Origin of the sequence: Actinomadura madurae, from assembly GCF_047130825.1 — a bacterium.
GTDB lineage: Bacteria > Actinomycetota > Actinomycetes > Streptosporangiales > Streptosporangiaceae > Spirillospora > Spirillospora madurae.
The window spans coordinates 1,986,561-2,011,206 of sequence record NZ_CP083237.1; the positions used below are offsets into that span (position 1 = coordinate 1,986,561).

The 24,646-nt window shown below is 70.7% G+C and carries 15 protein-coding genes and 1 pseudogene; 10 read left to right on the top strand and 6 right to left on the bottom strand.

Annotated features, from left to right (window positions below; genetic code table 11):
* Window positions 1–4: 4 nt before the first annotated feature.
* Window positions 5–1,462, bottom strand: a complete 1,458-nt coding sequence (locus K8Z49_RS09340) for an aldehyde dehydrogenase family protein (RefSeq protein ID WP_412518192.1) — start codon at window positions 1,460–1,462, stop codon at window positions 5–7.
* A gap of 420 nt (window positions 1,463–1,882) precedes the next feature.
* Between K8Z49_RS09340 and K8Z49_RS09345 the strand changes: the two are divergent.
* Window positions 1,883–2,299: pseudogene (locus K8Z49_RS09345) on the top strand (DUF1254 domain-containing protein); the annotation flags it as partial.
* Here K8Z49_RS09345 and K8Z49_RS09350 read toward each other — a convergent pair.
* On the bottom strand, window positions 2,211–3,668 hold the full coding sequence (locus K8Z49_RS09350) for a DUF2637 domain-containing protein (protein ID WP_412518193.1): 1,458 nt from the start codon (window positions 3,666–3,668) through the stop codon (window positions 2,211–2,213). The pseudogene K8Z49_RS09345 and the gene K8Z49_RS09350 sit on opposite strands and share 89 nt — an antisense overlap.
* A 583-nt stretch (window positions 3,669–4,251) precedes the next feature.
* Between K8Z49_RS09350 and K8Z49_RS09355 the strand changes: the two genes are divergently transcribed.
* Complete coding sequence (locus K8Z49_RS09355) at window positions 4,252–7,413, top strand: family 78 glycoside hydrolase catalytic domain (RefSeq protein ID WP_412518195.1); 3,162 nt, start codon at window positions 4,252–4,254, stop codon at window positions 7,411–7,413.
* 70 nt (window positions 7,414–7,483) lie between these two features.
* On the opposite strand, the gene K8Z49_RS09360 is transcribed toward K8Z49_RS09355, so the two are convergent.
* Window positions 7,484–8,875, bottom strand: a complete 1,392-nt coding sequence (locus K8Z49_RS09360) for a glycoside hydrolase family 16 protein (RefSeq protein ID WP_412518197.1) — start codon at window positions 8,873–8,875, stop codon at window positions 7,484–7,486.
* Window positions 8,876–9,161: 286 nt separating this feature from the next.
* On the opposite strand from K8Z49_RS09360, the gene K8Z49_RS09365 reads away from it, so the two are divergent.
* Genes K8Z49_RS09365 through K8Z49_RS09385 form a run of 5 tightly spaced genes read left to right on the top strand, consistent with a single transcriptional unit; the run spans window position 9,162 to window position 14,737 of the window.
* Window positions 9,162–10,463 carry an ABC transporter substrate-binding protein gene (locus tag K8Z49_RS09365; RefSeq protein WP_075021956.1) on the top strand — a complete coding sequence of 434 codons (1,302 nt, stop codon included), beginning with the start codon at window positions 9,162–9,164 and terminating at the stop codon, window positions 10,461–10,463.
* Entirely contained in the window at window positions 10,460–11,431 is a 972-nt protein-coding gene (locus K8Z49_RS09370; RefSeq protein WP_021592841.1) for a carbohydrate ABC transporter permease, read from the top strand. Before K8Z49_RS09365 ends, K8Z49_RS09370 begins: the two co-directional genes overlap by 4 nt.
* Window positions 11,428–12,309 carry a carbohydrate ABC transporter permease gene (locus K8Z49_RS09375; RefSeq protein ID WP_021592842.1) on the top strand — a complete coding sequence of 294 codons (882 nt, stop codon included), beginning with the start codon at window positions 11,428–11,430 and terminating at the stop codon, window positions 12,307–12,309. The genes K8Z49_RS09370 and K8Z49_RS09375 overlap by 4 nt, the downstream gene beginning before the upstream one ends.
* 38 nt (window positions 12,310–12,347) lie before the next feature.
* Window positions 12,348–13,748 carry a GH1 family beta-glucosidase gene (locus K8Z49_RS09380; RefSeq protein ID WP_075021957.1) on the top strand — a complete coding sequence of 467 codons (1,401 nt, stop codon included), beginning with the start codon at window positions 12,348–12,350 and terminating at the stop codon, window positions 13,746–13,748.
* The gene (locus K8Z49_RS09385) at window positions 13,745–14,737 is read left to right on the top strand and encodes a LacI family DNA-binding transcriptional regulator (protein ID WP_021592844.1); all 993 of its coding nucleotides are present in this window, start codon (window positions 13,745–13,747) and stop codon (window positions 14,735–14,737) included. Before K8Z49_RS09380 ends, K8Z49_RS09385 begins: the two co-directional genes overlap by 4 nt.
* Before the next feature lie 11 nt (window positions 14,738–14,748).
* Here K8Z49_RS09385 and K8Z49_RS09390 read toward each other — a convergent pair whose 3' ends face one another.
* Complete coding sequence (locus K8Z49_RS09390) at window positions 14,749–15,765, bottom strand: LacI family DNA-binding transcriptional regulator (protein ID WP_033331045.1); 1,017 nt, start codon at window positions 15,763–15,765, stop codon at window positions 14,749–14,751.
* Window positions 15,766–15,894: 129 nt separating this feature from the next.
* Between K8Z49_RS09390 and K8Z49_RS09395 the strand changes: the two genes are divergently transcribed.
* A complete protein-coding gene (locus tag K8Z49_RS09395; RefSeq protein WP_412518201.1) occupies window positions 15,895–19,149 on the top strand; it encodes a GH92 family glycosyl hydrolase in 3,255 nt (1,084 codons plus the stop codon).
* An 83-nt stretch (window positions 19,150–19,232) separates the two neighbouring features.
* Here K8Z49_RS09395 and K8Z49_RS09400 read toward each other — a convergent pair whose 3' ends face one another.
* On the bottom strand, window positions 19,233–20,147 hold the full coding sequence (locus K8Z49_RS09400) for an ROK family protein (RefSeq protein WP_075021959.1): 915 nt from the start codon (window positions 20,145–20,147) through the stop codon (window positions 19,233–19,235).
* Between the two features lie 36 nt (window positions 20,148–20,183).
* Window positions 20,184–21,425 (bottom strand): ROK family transcriptional regulator, encoded by a 1,242-nt coding sequence (locus K8Z49_RS09405; protein WP_024934853.1) that lies wholly within the window; start codon window positions 21,423–21,425, stop codon window positions 20,184–20,186.
* Window positions 21,426–21,696: 271 nt separating this feature from the next.
* Here K8Z49_RS09405 and mmsA point away from each other — a divergent pair, with 271 nt between their 5' ends.
* Together mmsA and mmsB are read left to right on the top strand one after the other, a co-directional pair.
* Window positions 21,697–23,280, top strand: coding sequence for a multiple monosaccharide ABC transporter ATP-binding protein (mmsA, locus tag K8Z49_RS09410; protein WP_021592849.1), 1,584 nt, complete (start codon window positions 21,697–21,699; stop codon window positions 23,278–23,280).
* The gene (gene mmsB, locus K8Z49_RS09415; protein WP_412518205.1) at window positions 23,277–24,599 is read left to right on the top strand and encodes a multiple monosaccharide ABC transporter permease; all 1,323 of its coding nucleotides are present in this window, start codon (window positions 23,277–23,279) and stop codon (window positions 24,597–24,599) included. Before mmsA ends, mmsB begins: the two co-directional genes overlap by 4 nt.
* The last annotated feature ends 47 nt before the right edge of the window (window positions 24,600–24,646 follow it).

The window sequence follows — 24,646 nt, forward strand, 5'->3', positions numbered from 1 at the left end:
CCGATCAATGCAAGTTGACGGTGATCTGCTTCGTGCGGCTGAACTCGTCGAGGCCCGCCAGGCCGCCTTCCTTTCCATAGCCCGAGCCCCGAAAGCCGCCGACGGGCATCTCGGGCCCGTGCGCCATGTGCGTGTTGATCCAGACGCTCCCGAACTCGATCGCATTGGCGACGCGCATGGCCCGGCCGACATCGCGTGTCCAGACAGATCCGGCAAGGCCCTGCTCGACGTCGTTGGCCAACGCGATCGCCTGCGCCTCGTCGGCAAAGCTCTGCACGGTCGCGACCGGCCCGAAGATCTCGGTCTGCACGATCTCGTCCGACTGCTCGAGACCGGTGACCAAGGTGGGCGGGTAGAAGTATCCCGCTCCGTCGGCCGGCCGCCCTCCCAAGACGACCTTCGCCCGTCCGGGAACCCCGTCGACGAGAGCCTGGACACGGTCGCGCTGCGCCGCCGAGATGAGCGGCCCCAGATTCGTGGCCGCATCGAGCGGGTCGCCCATCACCGTGAGGCTCTCCATGGCTCCGGCCACAGCCTCGACGAACCGGTCGTGGAGGCCCTCCTGGACGATCACGCGCGTGGCGGCCATGCATTCCTGGCCGGCGTTGAAGAGCGCCGTGCCGGCGACGTGATACGCCGTCCTCTCCAGATCGACATCGTCGAAGACGATCACCGGGGCATTGCCGCCGAGCTCCAGCACCAAACGCTTGGGGCCCGCTGCCGCCACCGCGGCGATCACGCGACCGGCCCGGGTCGATCCGGTGAACGACACGACGCCCACCTCGGGGTGGGCCACCAGCGCCTGTCCCGTGGTGTCGCCACGCCCGTGGACGAGATTGAGCACGCCGGGCGGCAGGATCTCGCCCGCGAGCTCGACGAAGCGGAGTGTGGACAGCGGAGTGTCCTCGGCCGGTTTGACGACCACCGTGTTTCCGACCGCGAGCGCCGGAGCGATCTTCCAGATCGCCTGCCAGAGTGGATAGTTCCACGGGGTGATCGCCGCCGCGACGCCGATGGGCTCGCGCCGGAGGAATGACGTGTGTCCCTCGTGGTACTCGCCGGCCGGCTGCGCACTGCCGATTCCCGGTAGGCCGGCGAAAAGCCGCAGCGCGTCCAGCAGACCCGGCAGCTCGATTCCACGGCTGGCCGACCAAGGTTTACCGGCGTCGACGACCTCCAGCTTGGCCAGCTCGTCGAGGTGCGCCTCCATCGCGTCCGCGATCCGGCGGAGCAGGTTCGCACGATCACGCGGGGTGCGGGCCGCCCAGGAGGGGAAGGCCGCGGATGCCGCGCGAACGGCCTTGTCGACGTCGACAGCCGTCGACTCGCGGAACCAGGCGAGCGTCGCCCCGTCGGCGGGGTTGAGCACCTCGACCGTGCCCTGCCCCGACGCCTCGACCGTGGAGCCGCCGACGTAGTTGCGGATCTCTCCGCCGGTGCTCGGTGCGGGCTGCCCATTCATCCACAACCTCCAGATTGTTAACAATCAGCACCTTACGACACGCTTTCTTCAATGACAAGACCGGGTGCCGAGCGATCAGGGTTGGCCGGCCGAATCGCCACTCCACCTGCCTGTCTAAGCCACCCACGCTGCGTGCTTCGAGACAGGTCCCCACGGTAACCAATCGTCGATTGTTTACAATGCACTAGAGTTCGTCCTGCGGCCGACACCGTCGCCCACACCTGACCGGCGCATCGGGCAACCTCCGCGACGACAACCCGCTGGGCAGAGGACGGAGTACCTCATGACCATCACCACGGACCTCGGCGGCATCTCCGGGAGCTCGATCGACGACATCGTGACCAGGGCAGGTTCCACGGTTTCAGCAGCGATAAAGGCTTACCTGTAGGGCTATCCGCTGGCGCTTGGGCCTACGTCAGCAGCCGGACCACCGGGCACGAACCCGGCCGGTTCACGATCACCGGCCCGTCCAGACGCCTGGACGGCGATGAGTCCACACTCGATTCCCCGACCGATACCGTGTGGCTGATCGGGCGCACCCTCGTCGACGGCCCGGACGATCTCGCCGCGGTCTCCGAACCGGTCTCGCGGTACCGATCGACACCGTCCGCCGACGAACGCGCACGGTCGGCCGTCATCGAGGGGCCGGTCGAGTCACCGCACACGATAGGTGCCGCCGGGATCGGCTTCTTCGACGAGTTGTGCCGGGCGCTCGAAACGGTTCGTGCCGTAATCACCCAGGTCAAGGCTATAGCGCCAGCCGCGGCAGCGGTCCCGTTGGACCGCCAGGAGGTCGTCTCCGAGTTGCGGGGGCGGCAGCCATGGCCGACCGGATGACGGGGTCGGTCACCTCGGCGGACGGGGCGCCGGCCTTCGCTGATGCCCACCTCGGCGAAGCCGTCCAGAAGCAACTTCTCGCTTGCGGGAGGCGGGTCATCACGGCCAGGGCGACGATACGCACTCGCCGAGAGCGCAGCCTCCGTCCCAGGCGGCTGGGGGATAGCGTGGCGGCTGACTCGATCGGCTGTTCCACACGCGGCGGATCCAGCGGAGAGGTCGGCGGCAGGGGTGGCGGCGGGTCCGGCTGAGCGGGCGGCGGCCCGGCCGATGTCACGCGGGGCGGAGTGATGGCCGACGACGTGCCCAGGGGCTCGGGGTTATGGCGGTCACGTTCGGGTCGGTGGCGGCTGCACCTCCACGACCAGCCCCCCGCGTGATTGTCCTGGCCGCAGTGCCGTAGATGCTGTGTGTGCCCCGCCCGGGGTTCACACCTGCGCAGGAGCTTTTGGTCGAATCTGCCGTCCGGGCCGGCCTGTTTGACCAGTCGCCCCCAACGTTCGCAGCGCTCGAACCGCTCGAAGCGCTCGGCGATCACCTTGCCCGAAGGAAGATCCCCCGCCAACGTACGGTTGCTCACCGCCCACTGCCAGGCCTGACGTTGCAGTATGCCCACCGATCTGCCGCGTCCCGGATCAGCCTGCCCCGCTCCTCGCACGGCGGCGGCCTCGTCCCCTGCGTCTCCTATGAAGACCTCAGTGCCGTGCATCTGGGCGCCGTATGAGCCGTCTGACAAGGCGTCCCCGGTCATAGGGGCTGCATATGACCCAGGGTCATCCCTGGCCAGGCCCTTATGAGGAGCCGTAAGCACCTCGTCTGAGCCATCCGTCTTGACTGCCGTTCGGGGTGCTGACTCGTGAGGCGCGGCCGGAGTATTCCGTCGCGCACCGTTTCTGACCTGGCGCATCAGCAGCTCAGATGACCGGATCAGCGCGCAGCTCGGCCACGCCGCGATCAACCGGCCCACCATCGACGGCTCGGCCACCGCCACATTGGCCGCCAGACTCGCCGCACTCCCCACCAACAGCAACGTCCACGGCAGCAGACCGCCTCGCCAGCCAGCGCGCGAATCGGCCAGCAACGTCATGGAAGACGCCACGATCATCCCGTCCACCGACACCGGCAACAGCGCCGCCGTCCACGACGCCTCCCCGTACCGCACGACCAACTCGAACATATGCGTGTACGACAGCACCGCCGCGATACCCGCCAGCACCACCACACTGACGGTGGTGCAGCACCGGATCAGCCGATCACCACCCCGTCCCCCGATGGCAGAAGCCCCGAGATCCACAGAAACCATGATCCGCTCCCGACCGGGCTGGGCGATATCTGGGCGACGGCACCTTTCCTCAACGTCGCCGGACATCGCTCAACTGCGCCCTATCGAGGCCCCTGACCTGCGCATTCGCGCAGCGCTGCAGGTCACGCATGAGCGCGGACTACCTTGACACGGTAGAGGCCACTGGTTCAATCCCAGTATCGCCCACCACCCAAGCCCAGGTCAGCCCACAGGCGCCGACCTGGGCTCTCGCGTTCCTGCCCCATCCGCTCGTGTTCGATGACCTCGGGCGTACCCACTTCGTCCGGCACGGAGTCTGGTACAGGCATCGACTTACAACGTTTTAATTATTGGCCGGTGGGCTTCATCGGCGCCGACCGCGTCACCGGGCCGTAGAGCGATACGTCGCCCGGTGATCATCCTGGCTGTGCAAGCGTGATCCCGCCGAGGGCATGCCTGACCGTTGATTCACATAGCCCGTGAGCAGCGAGGATGCGCATTCTTCAGGTGCACTTGCCGACTGGGAGCCCCGCTCGCGGACGCATGGCCGCATCTGGACAGCTTCTTGTGAGCTCTGTTGCAGCAGTGTAACGATGTTATGCCAGAGATTAAAACGTTTTAAGAATCACGCCGTCGGGGCCGATGCAGAGGGAGCGCAATGATCCATCGCGTGACGACAGTGGTGCTGGCCTTGTCGGCCCTGGGGGCGGCACCCGCCCAGGCCGCCGGCGCCACCCGGGCGGCCGGCGACGTTCAGGTCGGCGGTCTGACGGTCGAGCATCAGGTCGACCCGCTCGGGGTCGACGACGCGAAGCCGCGGCTCGGCTGGACTCTGAGCGCACACGCGCGCGGCGCAGGGCAGTCGGCGTACGAGGTGGAGGTGTCGACCACGCGCGACGGACCGGCGGACGTGTGGGACAGCGGCAAGGTGCGCTCGTCACGCTCCTTTGACATCGAGTACGCGGGACCCGCCCTGCGTTCGCGCACGCGCTACTTCTGGCGGGTGCGGGTCTGGGACGCCGCTCACCGGGCTTCGCGGTGGAGCCGGCCGGCGCGGTTCGAGACGGCGTTCCTCACTCCGGGCGAGTTCCGGGGGACATGGATCGGTTCGCCGTCGAAACCGGCCGACATACCGCTCACGGGTGCCGACTGGATCTGGTATCCCGAGGGCGAGCCGGCCGACTCGGCGCCGGTCGCGACCCGCTACTTCCGGCGTGCGTTCGACCTTCCCGCCGGCGACCGGGTCACTTCGGCCCAGTTCAAGCTGAGCGCCGACGACAGGTTCACCCTGTACGTGAACGGCAAGGAGACAGCCCGCTCGCCGGACGTGGCCGACTCCTGGAACACGGCGACCGTCGTCGACATCTCGGACGACCTGCGCTCCGGCCGCAACGTGATCGCGATCGAGGCGGCCAACGCCGCCGCCGGCCCGGCCGGGCTGATCGGCAGGCTGCACGTTCAGGGCTCGACCGGTGACCCGCTCGACCTCGTCACCGACGACGCCTGGAAATCGGCCGACACGGCGGCGACCGGCTGGCAGCAACCGGACTTCGACGACTCGGCCTGGCCCGCGGCCATGGAGGCCGCACACTACGGCGACGCCCCCTGGTACAGCTCGGTCAGCGCGCCGAGCCCGCCTGAGCCGCTGCTGCGCAGGGAGTTCACCGCCCGCAAGCGGATCGCGTCCGCCCGCGCGTACATCGCGGGGCTCGGCTACTACAAGCTCTACCTCAACGGGAAGCGGGTCGGTGATCACGAACTCGACCCGGCGTTCACGGTCTACGACAAGACCGTCCTGTACTCGACGTACGACGTGACCAAAGCGCTGCGAGCCGGCGGCAACGCGCTCGGGGTGAGCCTGGGACGCGGGTACTACGCCATGACCAAACCCGGCGAGTGGAATGACTCGCCCTGGCACAGCGACCCGAAGCTGAAGCTCGAACTCGACATCACCTACGAAGACGGCAGCACCCAGCAGGTGACCAGCGACGGCGGCTGGAAGGCGGCCGACGGCCCGACGCGCACCGAGTCCGTCCTGTACGGCGAGACGTACGACGCGCGGCTGGAGCAGCCCGGCTGGAACCGGCCCGGGTTCGACGACGCCGCCTGGAAGCCCGCGCTCGCCGTCACCGCGCCCAAGGGGACCCTCCGCGCGGCGGCGTTCCCGCCGATCAAGGTGACCGGCAGGCTGCCGGTGAAGCGCGTCACCGCACCCCGCGACGGCGTACGGGTCCACGACTTCGGCACCCCCACGGCCGGGTGGGCGCGCGTCGCGATGCGGGGGCCGGCCGGCGCCGTGGTGTCGATCACCTACGGGGAGAAACTGCGCTCGGACGGCACGGTCGACAACGCCGGGTTGCAGTCGTACTCGTACACGCTCAAGGGCGGCGGCCTGGAAAGCTACCGGCCCAGCTACAGCTACAACGGCTTCCGCTACGTCCAGGTCGATGCGCCGGCCGGGGTCACCGTGGCGTCGGTCCAGGGCGAGCGCGTACACACGGCGGTGACCGCCACCGGCGGCTTCACCAGCTCCAGTCGGTTGCTCAACCGCTATCACGACGCCCAGGCGAACACGACTCTGAACAATCTGCACTCGATCCCGACCGACACCCCGATGTACGAGAAGCGGCCCTACGCCGCGGACGCGCACCTCACCGCCGACTCCGCGATCGCCAGCTTCGACATGGTGAACTTCTACGAGAACTGGATGCGCACCCACCGCGACGACCAGAATCCGGACGGGACGATCGGCCACACCGTGCCCGCCACCGTGGGGGCCAAGGGTGTGACGGATCCGGTCTGGTCGGCGAGCTTCGTGCTGATCAACTGGGATCTGTACTGGTACTACGGTGACATCCGTCCTCTCGCCGACAACTACGGCGCGATGAAGAAGTGGCTCGACCACTACGAGCAGACGATCGCGAAGACGGGCCACATCTACACGGGCTTCAGCTACGGCGACTGGCTCGCGCCCGGCGCCGCGTTCCCGCCGGAGGGCACCCGGCTCGTCGGAACCGCCTACATCTACAAGACGGCGACGACCATGGCCCAGATCGCGCGCGCCCTCGGCCACGGCGGCGACGCCGCGCACTTCGACGCCCTGGCGGCCAAGACGGCGAGCGCCTTCAACGCGACGTTCTTCGACACGTCGGCCAAGGCCTACCACGACGACAGATCAGCCGGCTATCGCCAGACCTCGAACCTCCTGCCGCTGAGCTTCGGCTTGGTCTCCAAGGCCGACCGGCCGGCCGTGCTCGCCAACCTCGTCAACGACATCAGGACCCGCGGAGACCACCTCAACACCGGCGCGCTGGGTACGAAGATCATCCTTCCGGTGCTGACCGACTCCGGCAACGGAGACCTCGCCTACAAGGTCGCCACCAACCCCACGTACCCCGGCTGGGGCTACTGGTTCCAGGCCCTCGGCGCCACGACGATGTGGGAGGAGTGGCAGAACACCTCGCGCTCGCACGACCACGCCTTCATGGGCACGGTCGACGACTGGCTCTACCAGCGCGTCGCGGGGATCGAGCCGGCGGCGCCCGGCTACACGAAGATCAAGATCCAGCCCTATCCGGTCGGCGGTCTGAAGAACGCCTCGGGCCACGTCCAGTCCCCGCTCGGCCGGGTGAGTTCGGCCTGGACCCTCGATCGCGGTCGCTTCACGCTTCGCGTCGGCGTGCCCGTGGGCGCGACGGCCGAGATCCTCGTCCCCGCGCGCGACCGCGACGCGGTCAAGGCGGCTCCCGACGCGGCGTTCCGCGGCATGCGCGACGGGTACGCCGTCTTCCAGGTCGGCTCCGGCGACTACTCGTTCCACTCCGCCAAGTGACCCGAGCACGGTTGAAACCACGTGGCCGCCGCCGGCCCCCGGTGGGGTCGGCGGCGGCCGGTGGTGACCCTCAGCTGGAGAACGTGAACCAGTTGAGGTTGACGAAGTCGGCCGGCTGGCCGCTGCTGAAGGTGATGTAGACGGTGTGCCTGCCGGTCACGCCCGAGATGTTGACGGGAACCGTCCGCCAGCTCTGCCAGCCCCCGGTGTTGGCCACGGCGAAGCTGCCGAGCACCTGGCCCGTCGGGCTGCCGAGCCGGACCTGCACCAGGCCGCTGACCCCGGCCGGCGCGCCCGAGGCGACCCGCGCCTTGAACTGCGTCGCCGGCGTGCCGCCGAAGTCGACGTTGTCGTAGCGGAGCCAGTCGCCGTTGCTGAGGAAGCCGACGTTCTGGCCGCCTCCGGAGTCGGTAGTGGTCTCATTCTGCGTGCCCGACTCGGCCTGGCGGCTCTCCGCCTGGATGGTCGACCGGGCGTCGACGTGGTCGCCCGGCGGGGGCGTGCTGCCGCCGCCGCTCTGCCAGACCGCGACGTAGTCGACGAGCATGGGGCGTCCCGAGACGGTGTCGCCCGTCGGGGTGGCGTGCCCGGCGACGCCGTCCGGGAACCCGCCGCCCATGGCCACGTTGAGCAGCAGGAAGTAGCCGGCGTGCCCGGTCATGTTCGCCCACGTCGTGGCGTCGAGCTGGCTCTGGCTGATGCTGTGGAACTGCTGGCCGTCCACGTACCAGCGCAGCTGGTTGGGGCTGACGCTGCGGTCCCATTCGAAGCGGTAGGTGTGCATCGCCGACTGGCAGGACGACCCCGGGCAGGCGCGGTTGGCGCCGATCCCGTTGGTCTCGTTGCACGCCCCGCCCGGGTTGGTGCCGCAGTGCAGGACGCCCCAGACCGAGTTGAGCCCGTTGACGTTCTCCATGATGTCGAACTCGCCGATCGCCGGCCAGTTCTGGTAGTTCCCCCGGTACGGGGATCCCAGGGCCCAGAACGCCGGCCAGTAGCCGAGGGCCTGGTTGCCGGTGACGTTGGGCATCTGGATGCGTCCCTCGATGCGCAGGACGCGGCCGTCGGCGGGCTTGAAGTTGGTGCGCTGGGTCTCGATCCGGGCCGACGTCCACTCCCCCGAGGAGGACTTGACCGGGGTGATCCGCAGGTTGCCGCCGCCGTCCAGGCCGAGGTTGGCGGGGTCGGCGGTGTACCGCTGGATCTCGCCGGTGCCCCAGTTGCCGGGGCCGCCCGGGTAGCCGTGGCCGGTATCGATGATCCAGTTCGCGGACGAGGGGGGCGCGCCGGCCGGACCGTCGAAGTCGTCGCTCCAGACCAGGCTCCAGCCGTCCGGCGGAGGTGGGACGGACGCGCCGGCCGACGGTGACAGCGCGGCCGTCGCGACCGCCGCGGGAAGCGCGACGGCGGCCACGGCGAGTGCGCATCTGCGCCAGAGGCGGGGACGTCTCAGTGGGGTCATAGCGGGGGGACCTCCAGAGATGGGGTGGAGCAAGCGCGGGGGTGCCTGCCCTCTGGTGGGGCCAATGTCGTCCGTCCGCGCGAACCCGTCAAGAGCGAGAGAGCGCTCTCTTCAAGATTCTGAGGCGAGCACCATGTCTGAGCAGGTGCTATGTCCATTGCGAATTTCCCCTGGTCCATGCGAGATGGCCGCTCTCTTGACAGTCGTACCTGGTGAAGCCATTCTCTGCGAGAGCGCTCTCTCGACCCGACCCCGGTTGACCCCCAAACCACCCCCGAGGACAGCCATGCGCAGATCCCACCGCCGCCTCGCGTCCGGCCTCGTCTCCGTCGCCGTCCTGGCGCTCGGCCTCTCCGCCTGCGGAGACGCGGACTCCGGAACCGGCTCGGACGGCTCGGTCACGCTGACCGTCGACACCTTCAGCACCTTCGGCTACGAGGAGCTGTTCAAGCAGTACGAGGCCGCCCACCCCGGCGTCACGATCAAGCACCGCAACGTGGTGCAGCTCGACGAGTACCTGCCCCGCCTGGAGCAGTGGATCGCCGCGGGCAGCGGCGCCGGCGACGTCGTCGCCATCGAGGAGGGGATCCTCACCAAGTTCATGGCGAACCCCGACAAGTTCGTGAACCTGCTCGACCACGGGGCGGGCTCGCTCAAGGGCGGCTTCCTCGACTGGAAGTGGAAGCAGGCGCTCAGCTCCGACGGCAAGTACCTGGTCGGCCTCGGCACCGACATCGGCGGCCTGGCCATGTGCTACCGCACCGACCTGTTCAAGAAGGCGGGCCTGCCGACCGGCCGCGAGGAGGTCGGCAAGCTCTGGCCGACCTGGGACGCCTACATCGCCACCGGCCAGAAGTACGCCGCCAAGGCGAAGGACTCCAAGTTCGTCGACGGCTCGGTGAACCTCTACAACACGATCCTCGCCCAGACCGCGAGCCAGAGCGTCGGCCACACGTTCTTCGACCCCTCCGGCAAGCTCGTGGCCGGGAGCAACCCCGCGGTCCGGAGCGCGTGGGACACGACCCTGAAGATCCAGCAGGCCGGGCTGTCGGCCGGGCTGAAGTCGTTCGAGCCGAGCTGGGGCTCCGGCTTCAAGCAGGCCAAGTTCGCGACCATCGCGTGCCCGTCCTGGATGCTCGGCGTCATCAAGGAGAACGCCGGCGCGGAGGCGTCCGGCAAGTGGGACGTCGCGGCGATCCCGGGCGGCTCGGGCAGCCGCGGCGGCTCCTTCCTCGCCGTGCCCAAGCAGAGCAAGCACGTCAAGGAGGCGGCCGAGCTGGCCAAGTACCTCACCAGCGTGAAGAGCCAGATCGCCGCGTTCAAGGCGCGCAACAACCTGCCCTCGTCCCCGCAGGCGCTGGACGACCCCGCGGTGACGTCCTTCAAGAACGAGTACTTCAACGACGCCCCGGTCGGGCGGATCTACGCCCGCGGCGCGAAGTCGATCAAGCCGCTCTACCTGGGCGCCGACTCCAACCCGGTGCAGCAGCGCTTCGAGGACGCGCTGCTCGCGCTGGAGCAGGGCCGGCTCTCCCCCGACGCGGCGTGGAAGAAGGCCCTCGACGACGCCGAACGCGAGGCTCGATGACGGTCTCCATCGGTTCCCGCGCGGAGTCCCGGGCGGCGCCGCCGCCCGGGGCCCCGCCCCGGCGCCGCGGGGTGCGCACCGTGCTCGCCAGGTGGGACGTGAAGTTCTCGCCCTACCTGTTCATCTCCCCGTACTTCCTGCTCTTCTTCCTCTTCGGGCTCTTCCCGATGGGCTACACGGTCTGGGTGGCCCTGCACGACTGGGAACTGCTCGGCACCCACGAGTTCGTGGGCCTGGAGAACTTCCGGCTCGTCCTGACCGACCCGCAGTTCTGGAACGCGGTCCGCAACACCCTCGGCATGTTCGTCATCGCCACCGTCCCGCAGCTGCTGCTCGCGCTGGTGCTGGCGAACGCGCTCAACCAGCGGATGCGGGCGCGGACGCTGGTGCGGATGGGCGTGCTCGTCCCGATGGTCACCTCGATCGCCGCGGTGGCCATCGTCTTCGGCCAGCTGTTCAGCCGGGACTTCGGCATGGTCAACTGGGTGCTCGGCTGGTTCGGGGCCGACCATCTCGACTGGGCCGCGCGGCGCTCGACGGCCTGGATCGCGGTCTCGGTGATGGTCGACTGGCGGTGGACGGGCTACAACGCGCTGATCTACCTGGCCGCGATGCAGTCGATCCCGCGCGACCTGTACGAGGCCGCGGCGATCGACGGGGCGTCCCGCGCCCGCCAGTTCTGGTCGATCACGCTGCCGATGCTGCGGCCGACCATCATCTTCACCGCGATCGTCTCCACGATCGGCGGGTTCCAGCTGTTCACCGAGCCGCTGCTGTTCGGCAACGGCGACATGGCCGGGGGATCGCTGCGGCAGTTCCAGACGGTCACCATGTACATGTTCGAGAACGCGTTCCGGCGGTTCGACTACGGCTACGCGTCCGCCGTCTCCTGGATGCTCTTCATGCTCATCCTCCTGGGATCCCTCCTCAACTTCGTGTGGCTGCGCCGTGTCGGAGGAACGAAATGATGATCCAGAGGACGCCCGGCAGGCCCCGGGCGAGGCGCGGCGGCGCCGTCGCGGCGCTCTGGGACGCCGGCCCGCTCACCCGGATCACGCTGCTGGCGACGATCGTGCTGTCGGTGTTCCCCATCTACTGGATGCTCGTCGTCGCGACCCGCACCAACGACGTCGTCGGGTCGACGCCGCCGCCGCTCCTCCCGGGCGGCGAGCTGGGCCGCAACCTGTCCCGGCTGTTCGGCAACGAGCAGGCGCACTTCACCCTCGGGCTGGTCAACTCCGCCATCGCGGCCACGGCGGTGACCGTCTCCACGCTCCTGTTCGCCTCGCTCGCCGGCTTCGCCTTCGCCAAGCTGCGCTTCCGCGGCCGCGGCGCGCTGCTGCTGGTCATGCTGGCGACCATGATGGTGCCGGTGCAGATGGGCATCATCCCGCTGTACATGCTGATGGCCGAGATCGGCTGGACGGGGAAGCTCCAGGCCGTCATCGTGCCGTTCCTGGTCACCGGGTTCGGCGTGTTCATGATGCGGCAGTACACGATGCAGGCCGTCCCGGACGAGCTCATCGAGAGCGCCCGCATCGACGGCTGCTCGACCTTCCGCATCTACTGGAGCGTCGTGCTGCCGGTCCTGCGCCCCGCCATGGCCGTCCTCGGCCTGTTCACCTTCATGCAGACGTGGAACGAGTTCATCTGGCCGCTGGCGGTGCTCAACCCCGACAACCCCACCGTCCAGTACTCGCTCAACCTGCTGAACGGCGCCTACTACACCGACTACTCGCTGATGTTCACCGGCACCGCGGTGGCGACGCTGCCGCTGCTCGCCGTCTTCGTGCTGTTCGGGCGGCAGATCATCAGCGGGATCATGGACGGCGCCCTCAAGGCATGACGATCCACCCCTCACCAGCGGAGAGAACAGCCAGGACGATGACGGCCACCACGCTCCAGACCGACCACCGGCCCCTCACCTTCCCGCCCGGCTTCGTCTGGGGGGCCGCCACCGCGGCGTACCAGATCGAGGGCGCGGCGCGGGACGACGGCCGCGGCCCCTCGATCTGGGACACCTTCAGCCAAGTCCCCGGCAAGGTCGCGGGCGGGCACACCGGCGACGTCGCGTGCGACCACTACCACCGGTTCCGCGACGACGTCGGCCTGATGGCCGGCCTCGGGCTGAGCGTCTACCGCTTCTCGGTGGCCTGGCCGCGGGTGCAGCCCGACGGCTCCGGCCCGGTCAACCCCCGCGGCATCGGCTTCTACGACCGGCTGGTCGACGAGCTGCTCCAGGCCGGGATCACGCCGTACGCCACCCTCTACCACTGGGACCTGCCGCAGACGCTGGAGGACCGCGGCGGGTGGACGGCCCGCGACACCGCCCTGCGGTTCGCGGACTACGCCGGCCTCGTCCACGACCGCCTCGCCGACCGCGTCGACACCTGGACGACGATCAACGAGCCGTGGGTGGCCGCGTACCTCGGCTACGCCGCGGGCGTGCACGCCCCCGGCCGGACCAGCGCCGCCGACGCCTTCCGCGCCGCGCACCACCTGCTCGTGGCGCACGGACTGGCCGCCCGGCGGCTGCGCGCCGGCGGGGCCGAGCGGATCTCGCTGACCCTGAACCTCGCCCCGATCGTCGCCGCCGGCGGCTCCGAACCGGACGCGGCCGCCGCCGACCTGGTCGACGCGCTGCTCAACCGGCAGTTCCTCGACCCGGTGCTGCGCGGCGCGTACTCCGAGCCGGTGCTGGCGGTGGCCTCCCGCGACGGCGGGCTCGACCACGTCCGCGGCGACGACCTGGCCGTGATCGCCGAGCCGATCGACTCGCTCGGCATCAACTACTACAACCCGACCTATGTGGCGGCCTCCCCCGGCACCCCGCCGAACCCCGTCTACCCCGGGTCCGAGGGCATCGCGTTCCCGCAGGCCGGGCCGCCGCACACGGCGATGGGCTGGCCCATCGTGCCGGACGGCCTGGGCGACCTGCTGATCCGCCTCAGCCGGGACTACCCGGGCGTGCCCCTCGTCGTCACCGAGAACGGCGCCGCGTTCGAGGACGTCCCCGACGAGGAGGGGCGGGTGCGCGACGACGCCCGCATCCGCTACCTCGACGGGCATCTGCGCGCCGCGCACGCCGCGCTCACCGCCGGTGCGGACCTGCGGGGGTATCTCGTATGGTCGCTTCTGGACAATTTCGAATGGGCCGAAGGCTACGGGAAGCGATTCGGGATCGTCTACGTCGACTACGCCGACCAGCGCCGCCTGGCCAAGGACAGCGCGCGGTGGTTCCGCGACGTCATCGCCCGCAACGGACTCGGGGGAAAGCCTGCATGAAACGTCCCACGCTGGAGGCCGTGGCGGCCAGGGCCGGGGTCTCCCGCGCCACGGTGTCGCGCGTGGTCAACGGGGCGGACACCGTGAACCCCGACATCCGCACGGCCGTACTGCGGGCGGTGGAGGAACTCGGCTACGTCCCGAACTCGGCGGCCCGCAGCCTGGTCACCCAGCGCACGGGGTCGATCGGGCTGGTGGTCTCCGAGCCGCCCGCCCGCGTCTTCTCCGACGACCCCTTCTTCTCCCAGGTCATCCGGACGGTGAGCCAGGAGCTGGAGGCCGCGGACCGGCAGGTCGTGCTCATGATGCCGTCCTCGCCGGGCGGGCAGGCCAGGGTCGAGCGGTACGTCGCGGGCGGCCACGTGGACGGCGTCATCCTGCTGTCCCTGCACGGCGCGGACCCCCTGCCCGCGGCGCTCCTGCGGACCGGCGTGCCGGTGGTGTCGCACGGCCGCCCGGTGTCCACGGCGAGGCCCCCCTACTGCGACGCCGACAACGTCGGGGGCGCGCGGGCCGCCGTGCAGCACCTGCTGTCCCGGGGGCGGCGGCGCATCGCCACCATCAGCGGCCCGCCCGACATGTCCGCGGGGCTGGACCGGATGGCCGGCTACCGCGAACTCCTGTCCGGCACCGGCCGCCGGTCGCTGGCCGCCATCGGCGACTTCACCCGCGAGTCGGGGGCGGCCGCGATGACCCAGCTCCTGGAGGACGATCCCGATCTCGACGCGGTGTTCGCCGCGAGCGACCTGATGGCGACCGGCGCCCTGCACGCGCTGCGGAGGGCGGGCCGCCGCGTCCCCGACGACGTCGCCGTCGTCGGCTTCGACGACATCGACGCCGCCCGCTTCACCGATCCGCCGCTGACCACCGTCCGCCAGCCGATCGCCGAGGTCGCCCGGACCATCGTCCAGATGCTGCTGGACGGGGTGGACCCCAAGGCCGACCCGGTGATCTTCCCCGTCGAGCTCATCGTCCGCGACTCCACCTGACCGGCACGGCTCTAGCCCGGCGGGGGGATCTCTCCCGAGCCCCGCTCCACCAGGCGGGTGGGGTTCAGGACGTGCTCGGGAGGGCCCGCGTGCCCGCCGATGCGGCGCTCCAGCAGCTCGGCGGCGCGGCGCCCCATCGCGGCGGGGTCGTGCGCGACGACCGTGACCGAGAGCAGGTCGGCCAGCTCGAAGTCGTCGAACCCCACCAGCGCGACCGGCCCGGCCGCGGCCCGGATCGCCCGCAGCGCGCCGGCCGTCAGCAGGTTGTTGCCGGTGAGGACGGCGGTCGGCGGATCGGGCAGGCCGAGCAGCTCGGCCATCGTCCGCTCGGCGCCCACCGCGTCCTGGATCATCATGCGGGCGATGGCCGGGTCCTCCGCGATCCCCCGCTCGGCCAGGGCGGCGAGGTAGCCGCGGTGGCGCTCGCGGGCGGTGAAGACCTCCGTCCGGTCGAGCAGGCAAGCGATCCGGCGGTGGCCGCGCGCCAGCAGGTGCCGGACGGCGGCGCGCGCCCCGCCGGCGTTGTCGGTGAGGACGGTGTCGACGTCGAGCGGACCGGGCTGGTCGATGTAGACCACCGGCGTGCCGTACTCGGCGAGCCGGCGGTCGGCGGCGCCCGACGAGACGATCAGCAGGCCGTCGACCCGGCGCTCGCAGAGGGACGCGGTGAGCTCGCGCTCCCGCCGGTACACGTGCTCGCGCAGGTGCCCGTCGCCGGAGCTGCCGAGGATCATCAGCCGTCCGGCCTCGCGGGCGACGTCCTCCACCCCGCGCGCCACCAGCGAGTAGAAGGGGTTGGCCACGTCCTGGATGACCAGGCCGATGGTGCCGGTCGGGCCGCCGCGCAGGGTGCGCGCCAGGTCGTTGCGGTGGAAGCCGAGGAGCGCGATGGCGTCGCGGACCGCCGCCTCGGTCTCGGGCCGGACGCCGGACTCGTTGTTCACCACGCGCGACACCGTCTTGAGGCTGACCCCCGCCGCCGCGGCCACATCGCGCATGGTCGGCCGCGGCGCCCCCCTGTTCATCATGACAACGATGTCACCATGACCGGGGGAAGTTTCGCCATGGCCGGATTCGGTCGTTGACGCGCCGGTGTCGGGAGATCACCATCCTGACAACGTTGTCATACGTCCGTGCGTCCCACTGAGGAGACACTCATGCTCAGACGCCGGCTTGCGGGCGGCCTCGCCGTCCTCCTGCTCCCCTTGGCCTCCGCCGCGGTCCCCGCCGCCACGGCGGCGCATGCGGCCCCGGACCTCACCTCGTACGTCAACCCGTTCGTCGGCACGAAGGACGGCGGTCCCGACTTCGGCCACGGCGGCGGGGCCGGGATGAACTTCCCCGGCGCCGCGGCCCCGTTCGGGATGATGCAATGGAGTCCCGACACCGTCCGCACGTCCGGAGGCGGCTACAAGTACGAGGACGACCGGCTGCGCGGGTTCTCGATGAGCCACATCTCGGGCCCCGGCTGCACCGGCGCGCAGGACTTCCCCGTCATCCCGATCTCCGGGACGATCGGCGCCTCCCCCGCCACCCACGGCTCGGACTACGTCCAGACCTTCAAGCACGAGAACGAGCAGGCGAACCCCGGCTACTACGCCGTCACCGCCGACTCTGGCGTCAAGACCGAACTGACGGCCTCGACGCGCGCGGGCGTCGGCCGCTTCACCTTCCCGGCCGGCAAGCCGGGCACCCTGCTGCTGAACGTCACCGGCTCCATCAACGGCGTCGACGACGCCGAGGCGACGATCAGCGGCAACACGGTCTCGGGCTGGGCCAGGACGGGCGGGTTCTGCGGGACGTCCACCAAGTACTACGTCTACTTCCACGCCACCTTCGACCGCCCGATCACCGCGTCCGGGACCTGGAAGGACGACTCGGTCAAGCCCGGCAACGAGCGCGTCCGGGGCAAGTCGCCCGCCGACGTCCCGCAGTCGCCGCGCAAGACGAGCGGCCGGGTCAACAACGGCCGGGACGGGCGTCCCGTCGCCCCGTCCCAGCGCACCTTCGCTGGCGACGTGACCGTCAAGGGCCCCGGCTCCGGCGTGTACCTCCAGTTCGACGGCGGCACGCCCGTCCAGATGCGCACGGGCCTGTCGTACGTGAGCATCGACGGCGCGAAGAAGAACCTCCGGGCCGAGATCGGCCGCAAGCCGTTCGACGCGGTGCGCACCGCCACGCGTGACGCCTGGCAGCGCCGCCTCGGGCAGATCAGGGTCGAGGGCGGCACGCCCGACACCCTCCGGACGTTCTACACCGCGCTCTACCACTCGTTCCTCCAGCCGTACGTGTTCGACGACGTGGACGGCACCTACACAGGGTTCGACTACCGCACCCACAAGGCCCCCAGGGGCCGCCACCACTACGCGACGTTCTCCGGCTGGGACATCTACCGCAGCGAGATCCAGCTCCTCGCCTTCCTGGCGCCGGACGTGGCGAGCGACATCGCGCGGTCGCTGCATGAGAACGCCCGCGCCATCGGCGACGTCTGGGACCGCTGGTCCCACCAGAACACCATCACCGGCGTGATGAACGGCGACCCGTACCACTCGATGATCGCGAGCGCCTACGCGTTCGGGGCGCGCGACTTCGACGCCAAGGGCGCCCTCGCCTCGATGGTGGCCGGGGCGGAGCGCATCGGGGCCAAGTCCGGGTACACCGAGCGGCCCGGGAACGCCTCCTATCTCAAGATCGGCTACGTGCCGGGCGACCCCGCCACGACCATGGAGTACAACCTGGCCGACTTCGGCATCGCCCAGGTGGCCGAGCGGCTCGGCGACAAGGCCACGGCGGAGAAGTTCATGGCGCGCTCGCACGGCTGGCAGAACCTCTACAACCCGCTCAACGGCTGGATCCAGCCGCGGTTCGCCGACGGCTCGTTCCTCAGCCCGTTCGACCCCGCGGACTCCAACTGGTACGTGGAGGGCAACGGCGCCCAGTACCACTGGATGACCTACGCGGACGTGAAGAGCCTGTTCAACGCGATGGGCGGGCGCGACGCCGCCGCCAAGCGGCTCGACGCGTTCTTCGCCGAGCTCAACGCGGGCCCGCACAAGCCGCTCGCCTACCTCGGCAACGAGCCCTCGCTCCAGTCGCCGTGGCTGTACGCGTGGGCGGGCCGCCCGTACCGCACGCAGGACGTCGTGCACCGGGCCCGCGCCGAGCTGTTCAAGCCGACCCCCGACGGCCTGGTCGGCAACGACGACCTCGGGACGATGTCCGCCTGGTACGTGTGGGCGTCGATGGGCGTGTACCCGGCGATCCCGGGCCGTGCCGAGCTGATGGTGAACGGGCCCGCCTTCTCCAAGATCGAGGTGCGGCGCTCCTCCGGCCAGAAGGTGACGATCAAGGCGCCGGGCGCGGAGACGTCCCGCTACATCCAGGCGCTCAAGGTGAACGGGAAGGCCACCACGAAGGCCTGGCTGCCCGAGTCGTTCGCGCGGTCGGGCGGGACGCTCGACTTCACCCTCGGCACGTCGCCGAACACCGGGTTCGGGTCGGCCGAGTCGGACGCGCCGCCGTCGTTCACCGAGGGCGGTAAGAGCTACCTCACGGCGGTCGACCCGGGCCTCGTCCCGGTGGAGCCCGGCGGCAGCACCACCACGACGCTGCGCGTCCAGGCCCTGGCGTCGGGAGGCGAGGTCGAGTGGAAGGCCGCGCCGCCTCCGGGCGTCACGCTGACGCCGTCGTCCGGCACGCTCCGGGTCCCGGCGTCCGGCCACGCCGACCAGGAGATCACGGTCTCGGTGGCCGCCGACGCGAAGATCGACTTCCACACCGTGCCGATCTCGATACCCGGCGCCGGCGACGCGGGCCTCACCCTCAACGTGGCCCGCAAGGGGACGATCGAGTGGTACCAGAACAACGCCGGCATCTCCGAGGACGGCGCCTCCGGCATGGCCAACTTCGACGGCGGCGGCTGGTCGTACTCGGCCCAGGCGCTCGCCGCGGCCGGGCTGTCCCCGGGTGAGCAGGTGTCCTGGAACGGATTCACGTTCGACTGGCCGGCGCGCAGGCCCGGCCAGATGGACAACGTGCACGCGCAGGGGCAGACCGTCGAGCTGCCGGACGGGCCCAAGGCGGACAAGCTCGCGTTCCTCGGCTCCGCGGGCAACGGAGACGCCCCGTCCACGGTGACGATCACGTACGCCGACGGGTCGACCCAGCGCAGCGAGCTGGCGTTCAGCGACTGGGCGCTCGGCGCCGACGCGTATCCCCCGCGCTTCGGCAACGAGATCGTGGCCACGACCCCCTACCGCAACAACGACGACGGGACGAGGGACGAGATCAACGTCTACGTCTTCGGTGCGACCCCGATCGACCTCGACCCGGCCAAGCAGGTGAAGAGCATGACGCTGAACGCTCCCGAGAGTGGAGGGTCCCTCCACGTGTTCGCGTGGGCGTTCGCATGACCTGGTGACCCCTGAGAGCGACGGGCCGTGCCACCGGGGGTGGCGCGGCCCGTCGCCGTCGGCGCGAGTCTGAGCGGCAGAACCTAGGCGGCCGCGGGGTGGGAGGCCGGGAGCGCGCTGCGGGCGGCGCCGAGCAGGCCGGCGGTACGGCCGAGCTCGGACGGGACGACGGTCAGCCGCCGGACGTAGTCCAGCGTGAGGAAACCGGCCAGGTGCGCGCGCAGCGGCGCGAACAGCACCTCGCCGGCCGCCGCGACACCGCCCCCGATCACGACGCGGTCCAGGTCGCACAGCGCGCTCGTGGCGGCGATGCCGCGGGCCAGCGCCCGGGTGCCCTGGTCGAACGCGGCGAGCGCGACGCCGTCGCCCTGGGAGGCGTCGGCGGACAGGGCGCGGGCGTCGGCGCCCTTCCATCCCCGGCCGCGGGCCCACCGGACCATGGACGGGCCGCTGGCGTAGGCCTCGACGCATCCGGTCGCCCCGCAGGTGCAGGGCGGGCCCGCGGGGTCGGCGACGACGTGGCCGATGTGCCCGGCGTTGCCGCTCGGGCCCGGGTAGGACGCGCCGGCGAGGACGAGACCGCCGCCGACGCCCGTGGAGACGACGATCCCGAGCATCGACTCCACGCCGCGGCCCGCGCCGAGCCAGTGCTCGCCCAGCGCCGCCGCGATCCCGTCCCCGACCAGGACGGAGGGCACGCCGGGCACGATGGCGCCGACCAGGTCGAGCAGCGGGAAGTCGCGCCACGCCGGGATGTTCACCGGGCTCACCCGGCCGCGCCGCGGGTCGACCGGCCCCGCGGAGGCGAGCCCGACCGCGCGCGGAGCCGCGCCCTCGGACACCGAGGAGAGCAATCCGCGCATGGCCTCGTCCAGGAGCGCTTCGGTGGCGGGGGTGGCGACTTCGGCCTGCCGGTGCACCCGCCCGTCCGCGCCGACCAGACCGGCGCTGATCTTGGTGCCGCCGATGTCCACCGCGAGCACGACGTCATGGTCCATGAACACTTCCTTGGTGGGAGCCCGGGATCGCTCTGGTCAGACCTCGAGGAGCGCCGAGAGCTGTGGCGAGTAGGTGGCGTGCAGGACGAGCGACGCCGCGCCGACCACGGCGGCGTCGGGGCCGAGGGGCGAGACCGCCGCTTCGGCGACCCGGACGTGGCGGGACAGCGGCCTGGACGCGAGGGCCTCGGTGACGGCGTCGAGGTAGAGCTTCTCGACGCGCCTGATGCCGTGCCCGCCCAGCACGATCAGGTCCACGTCGGCGATGTTGACGACGTTGACGGCGACGGCGGCGACGAGGTCGGCGGCATCGCCGATGACCGCGGCCGCGAGCGGGTCGCCCTGTGCGGCGGCGGTGAGGACCGCCTCGTGGTCGACGGCGGCCGGGTCGCGCCGGAACGGCTCCGCGAGCACGCTTCCGGCGGGCTCCTCGCCCAGCCTGCGCCGCGTCTCGGCGGCGATGGCGGCGGGGCTGACCAGGCTCTCCAGGCACCCCCGGTTTCCGCAGTAGCAGCGCGGGCCGTCCAGCCGGACGGAGGTGTGCCCGAACTCCGCGGCGTTGAGCGAGCCGCCCCGGTGGACCTGGTGGCCCAGGATCAGCCCGCCGCCGATGCCGGTGCCGAAGAAGAAGTAGGCGAAGTCGGCGACCCCCCGGCCGGCGCCCGACCAGCGTTCGCCGATCGCGGCGGCGGTGGCGTCGTTGTCCAGCGTGACCGGCAGGCCGGTGGCCTCGCTCAGCAGCTGCTTCATCGGCACCCGCGTCCAGTGGGCGAGCTTGGGCGGCGCGACGACCATGCCGCTGTCCTGGTCGATCGGGCCGGGGCTGGCGAGGCCGAGGCCGAGCACGCGCTCGCGCGGCACGTCGGCCTCGGCGAGGACGTCGCCGGCCAGGTCCGCCATGGCCGCGACGACCTCGTCCGGCCGGGCGCCGGCGGGCGTCGGGCGGCGCTTCAGCACCAGCGGGTGCCCGACCAGGTCGACGACCACGCAGGCGAGCTCCACCGGGTCGAAGTGGAGCCCCACGGCGCTGCCGGCGTCGCTGTTGATCCGCAGGGTCGTGCGGGGCTTCCCGAGCCCCTCGACGCGGCTGGACCCGTCCTCGCGCACGATCCCCTCGTCGAGCAGCTTGCGCGTGATCCCGGAGACGGTCTGCGGCGTGAGCCCGGTGCGCTCGGCGATCTCGGCCCGGCTGATGCCGTCGGCGAGCTGGATCTGGTCGAGCACCACCGCCCGGTTGTAGCGCCCCACCTTGGGAAGGTTCGTGCCTGCTCGCCGCAACGAAGGTCCTTTCTGCCCGGCGCCGGTCCCCCTGACCGGCGCCGACTCCATTCTGGCCCGTGGCTTTGACTTTGTAAAACAATTGGATTTAAGGTGCTCTGGACGTAACGCGCGTCACACGCCGGCGGCCGCCGGGTCACGCCGGACCCTCCCGACCCACGGCCGCCGGCGACGCGAGACCATCGGAGAAGCTGATGTCAGAGGCACGCCGCGTCCCCCCGGGACCGGACACGCGCAGCCGTGGCGGGCTGCGGAGCGGGGGGCATCGGACATGAACCCCGCGAAGGACACGCGCCCCGGCGAGGACGCCGGTCCCGCCCCGTTCCTGCTGGAGATGCGTTCGATCACCAAGACGTTCCCGGGCGTGACCGCCCTGGCGGACGTCAACCTGGCGGTCCGCACCGGCGAGATCCACGCCATCTGCGGCGAGAACGGCGCCGGGAAGTCCACCCTCATGAAGGTGCTGAGCGGCGTGCACCCGCACGGCACCTACAGCGGGGAGATCGTCTACCGCGGCGAGGAGGTCAGGTTCGGCGACATCCGGGCGAGCGAGCACGCCGGCATCGTGATCATCCACCAGGAGCTCGCGCTGGTGCCGGGGATGTCGATCACCGAGAACGTCTTCCTCGGCAACGAGCCGCGGCGGGGCGGCGTGATCGACTGGAAGGGCGCGCGCCACCGCGTCCTCGAGCTGATGGAGCAGGTGGGCCTCAAGGAGGACCCCGACGCGTTCGTCAGCGACATCGGCGTCGGCAAGCAGCAGCTGGTCGAGATCGCCAAGGCGTTCGCCAAGGACGTGAAGCTGCTGATCCTGGACGAGCCGACCGCGGCCCTGAACGAGACCGACTCGCGGCACCTGCTGGACCTGCTGCGCGAGTTCAAGCGGCGGGGCATCACCTCGATCATGATCTCGCACAAGCTCAACGAGATCGCGGCCGTCGCCGACTCGATCACCATCCTGCGCGACGGGCGGACCATCGAGACGCTCGACGTCCAGGCCGACGGGGTCGATGAGGACCGCATCGTGCGCGGCATGGTGGGCCGCGAGCTGAGCGGCCGGTTCCCCGAGCACACCCCCGCCATCGGCGAGGTGTTCTTCGAGGTCCGCGACTGGACCGTGCGCCACCCCGTCTCCGCCGAGCGGCTGGTGTGCCGCGACTCCGGCTTCACCGTCCGCCGCGGCGAGATCGTCGGCTTCGCCGGGCTCATGGGCGCCGGGCGCACCGAGCTCGCGATGAGCCTGTTCGGCCGGTCCTACGGGGTCTGGGAAGGCGGGCACGTCTACAAGGACGGCAGGGAGATCCAGCTCAAGACGGTCGCCGACGCCATCAAGAACGGCCTGGCCTACGTGAGCGAGGACCGCAAGGCGATCGGGCTCAACCTCCTCGACGACATCAAGACCTCGGTCGTCGCCGCCAAGCTGTCGAAGATCGCCCGGCGCGGCGTGATCGACCGGGTCCGGGAGCACAAGGTCGCCGACGAGTACCGCCGGAGCCTGCGGATCAAGACGCCGACGGTCGACGAGGGCGTCACCAAGCTCTCCGGCGGCAATCAGCAGAAGGTCGTCCTGGCGAAGTGGATGTTCACCGACCCCGACCTGCTGATCCTGGACGAGCCGACGCGCGGCATCGACGTGGGCGCCAAGTACGAGATCTACGGGATCATCCAGCGGCTCGCCGAGCAGGGCAAGGGGGTCATCGTCATCTCCTCCGAGCTGCCCGAGCTGATCGGCCTGTGCGACCGGATCTACACGGTGTTCGAGGGGACCATCACCGGCGTGGTGCCGCGCGACGAGGCCGACCCCGAACTCCTCATGAAGCAGATGACCTCGACCAAGAAGACGGCGACGCCATGAGCCGATACCAAGAGCTGAAGAAGAACCTCTTCGGGGGTACCACCTCCAACGCCCGCCAGTTCGGCATGATCTTCACGCTGGTGGCGATCGTGCTGCTGTTCCAGGTCCTCACCGACGGCCTCACCCTGACCTCGGGCAACCTCATCGCGGTCGTCAGCCAGTACTCCTACATCCTGATCCTCGCCGTCGGCATGCTGATGGTGATCGTCGCCGGGCACATCGACCTGTCGGTCGGCTCGGTCGCCGCGTTCACCGGCATCGTGGTCGCCAAGGCGATGCAGGAGTACGGCCTGCCATGGCCCGCGGCGATCGTGTTCGGCCTGCTCGTCGGCGCCCTCATCGGCGCCTGGCAGGGCTTCTGGGTCGCCTACGCCGGGGTGCCGGCGTTCATCGTCACGCTGGCGGGGATGCTGCTGTTCCGCGGCGCGAACCAGTACGTCGGCAACGCCGACACGGTGCCGGTCCCGGAGGGCTTCCGCAAGATCGGCGCGGGCTACCTGCCCGAGATCGGGCCCGACACCGGCTACAACAACCCGACCCTGCTGCTCGGCCTGGCCGCCTGCGCCGCGGTCGTCTGGCGGGAGTGGCGCGCCCGGCAGGTGCGGCAGCAGATGGACGCGGACCTCACCCCGCTGTGGGTCTCGGGGATCCGGCTCGCGGTGATGCTCGGCGTCATCGTCTTCACCACGCTGCGCTTCGCCGGCGGCCGGGTCGGCACCAGCCTGCCGATCTCCGGCATCATCCTGGCCGCCCTGGTGATCGCCTACTCGTTCTACACGCGCAACGCCGCCGGCGGCCGGCACATCTACGCGGTCGGCGGCAACGCCCGCGCCGCCGAGCTGTCGGGGGTGAAGCTCCGCCGGGTCAACTTCTTCGTGATGACGAACATGGGGATCCTCGCCGCGCTGGCCGGCATGATCTTCGTGGCCCGGTCCGCCGCCTCCGGACCGCAGGACGGCCTGAACTGGGAGCTGGACGCGATCGCGGCGGTGTTCATCGGCGGCGCCGCCGTCAGCGGCGGCCTCGGCACCATCAGCGGCTCGATCGTCGGCGGCCTGGTCATGGCCCTGCTCAACAACGGCCTGCAGCTGGAGGGCGTCGGCTCGGACCGGGTGCAGATCATCAAGGGCCTGGTGCTCCTGCTCGCCGCCGCGCTGGACGTCTACAACAACCGGCAGGGCCGCTTCTCGGTCATCGGATCGATCATGCGTCCGTTCCGGCGGGACGGCGGACCGTCGTCGCCACCGGACGCGACGCCGCCGCCGTCTCACGAGGCCGGCACGGCCGACAGGGCGGACAAGGCCGCGGCCGCCGGCTGACCCTCCCGCGGCCGACCGGCGGGCTCCACCGCCGCCGCCGCGGATCC

Coding starts and splice junctions, on each gene's coding strand:
- K8Z49_RS09340 (WP_412518192.1), bottom strand. CDS start 1,462: ATGAATGGGCAGCCCGCACCGAGCACCGGCGGAGAGATCCGCAACTAC.
- K8Z49_RS09350 (WP_412518193.1), bottom strand. CDS start 3,668: ATGTCCGGCGACGTTGAGGAAAGGTGCCGTCGCCCAGATATCGCCCAG.
- K8Z49_RS09380 (WP_075021957.1), top strand. CDS start 12,348: ATGACGGCCACCACGCTCCAGACCGACCACCGGCCCCTCACCTTCCCG.
- K8Z49_RS09390 (WP_033331045.1), bottom strand. CDS start 15,765: ATGATGAACAGGGGGGCGCCGCGGCCGACCATGCGCGATGTGGCCGCG.
- K8Z49_RS09395 (WP_412518201.1), top strand. CDS start 15,895: ATGCTCAGACGCCGGCTTGCGGGCGGCCTCGCCGTCCTCCTGCTCCCC.
- K8Z49_RS09375 (WP_021592842.1), top strand. CDS start 11,428: ATGATGATCCAGAGGACGCCCGGCAGGCCCCGGGCGAGGCGCGGCGGC.
- mmsB (WP_412518205.1), top strand. CDS start 23,277: ATGAGCCGATACCAAGAGCTGAAGAAGAACCTCTTCGGGGGTACCACC.
- K8Z49_RS09365 (WP_075021956.1), top strand. CDS start 9,162: ATGCGCAGATCCCACCGCCGCCTCGCGTCCGGCCTCGTCTCCGTCGCC.
- K8Z49_RS09385 (WP_021592844.1), top strand. CDS start 13,745: ATGAAACGTCCCACGCTGGAGGCCGTGGCGGCCAGGGCCGGGGTCTCC.
- K8Z49_RS09370 (WP_021592841.1), top strand. CDS start 10,460: ATGACGGTCTCCATCGGTTCCCGCGCGGAGTCCCGGGCGGCGCCGCCG.
- mmsA (WP_021592849.1), top strand. CDS start 21,697: ATGAACCCCGCGAAGGACACGCGCCCCGGCGAGGACGCCGGTCCCGCC.
- K8Z49_RS09400 (WP_075021959.1), bottom strand. CDS start 20,147: ATGGACCATGACGTCGTGCTCGCGGTGGACATCGGCGGCACCAAGATC.
- K8Z49_RS09360 (WP_412518197.1), bottom strand. CDS start 8,875: ATGACCCCACTGAGACGTCCCCGCCTCTGGCGCAGATGCGCACTCGCC.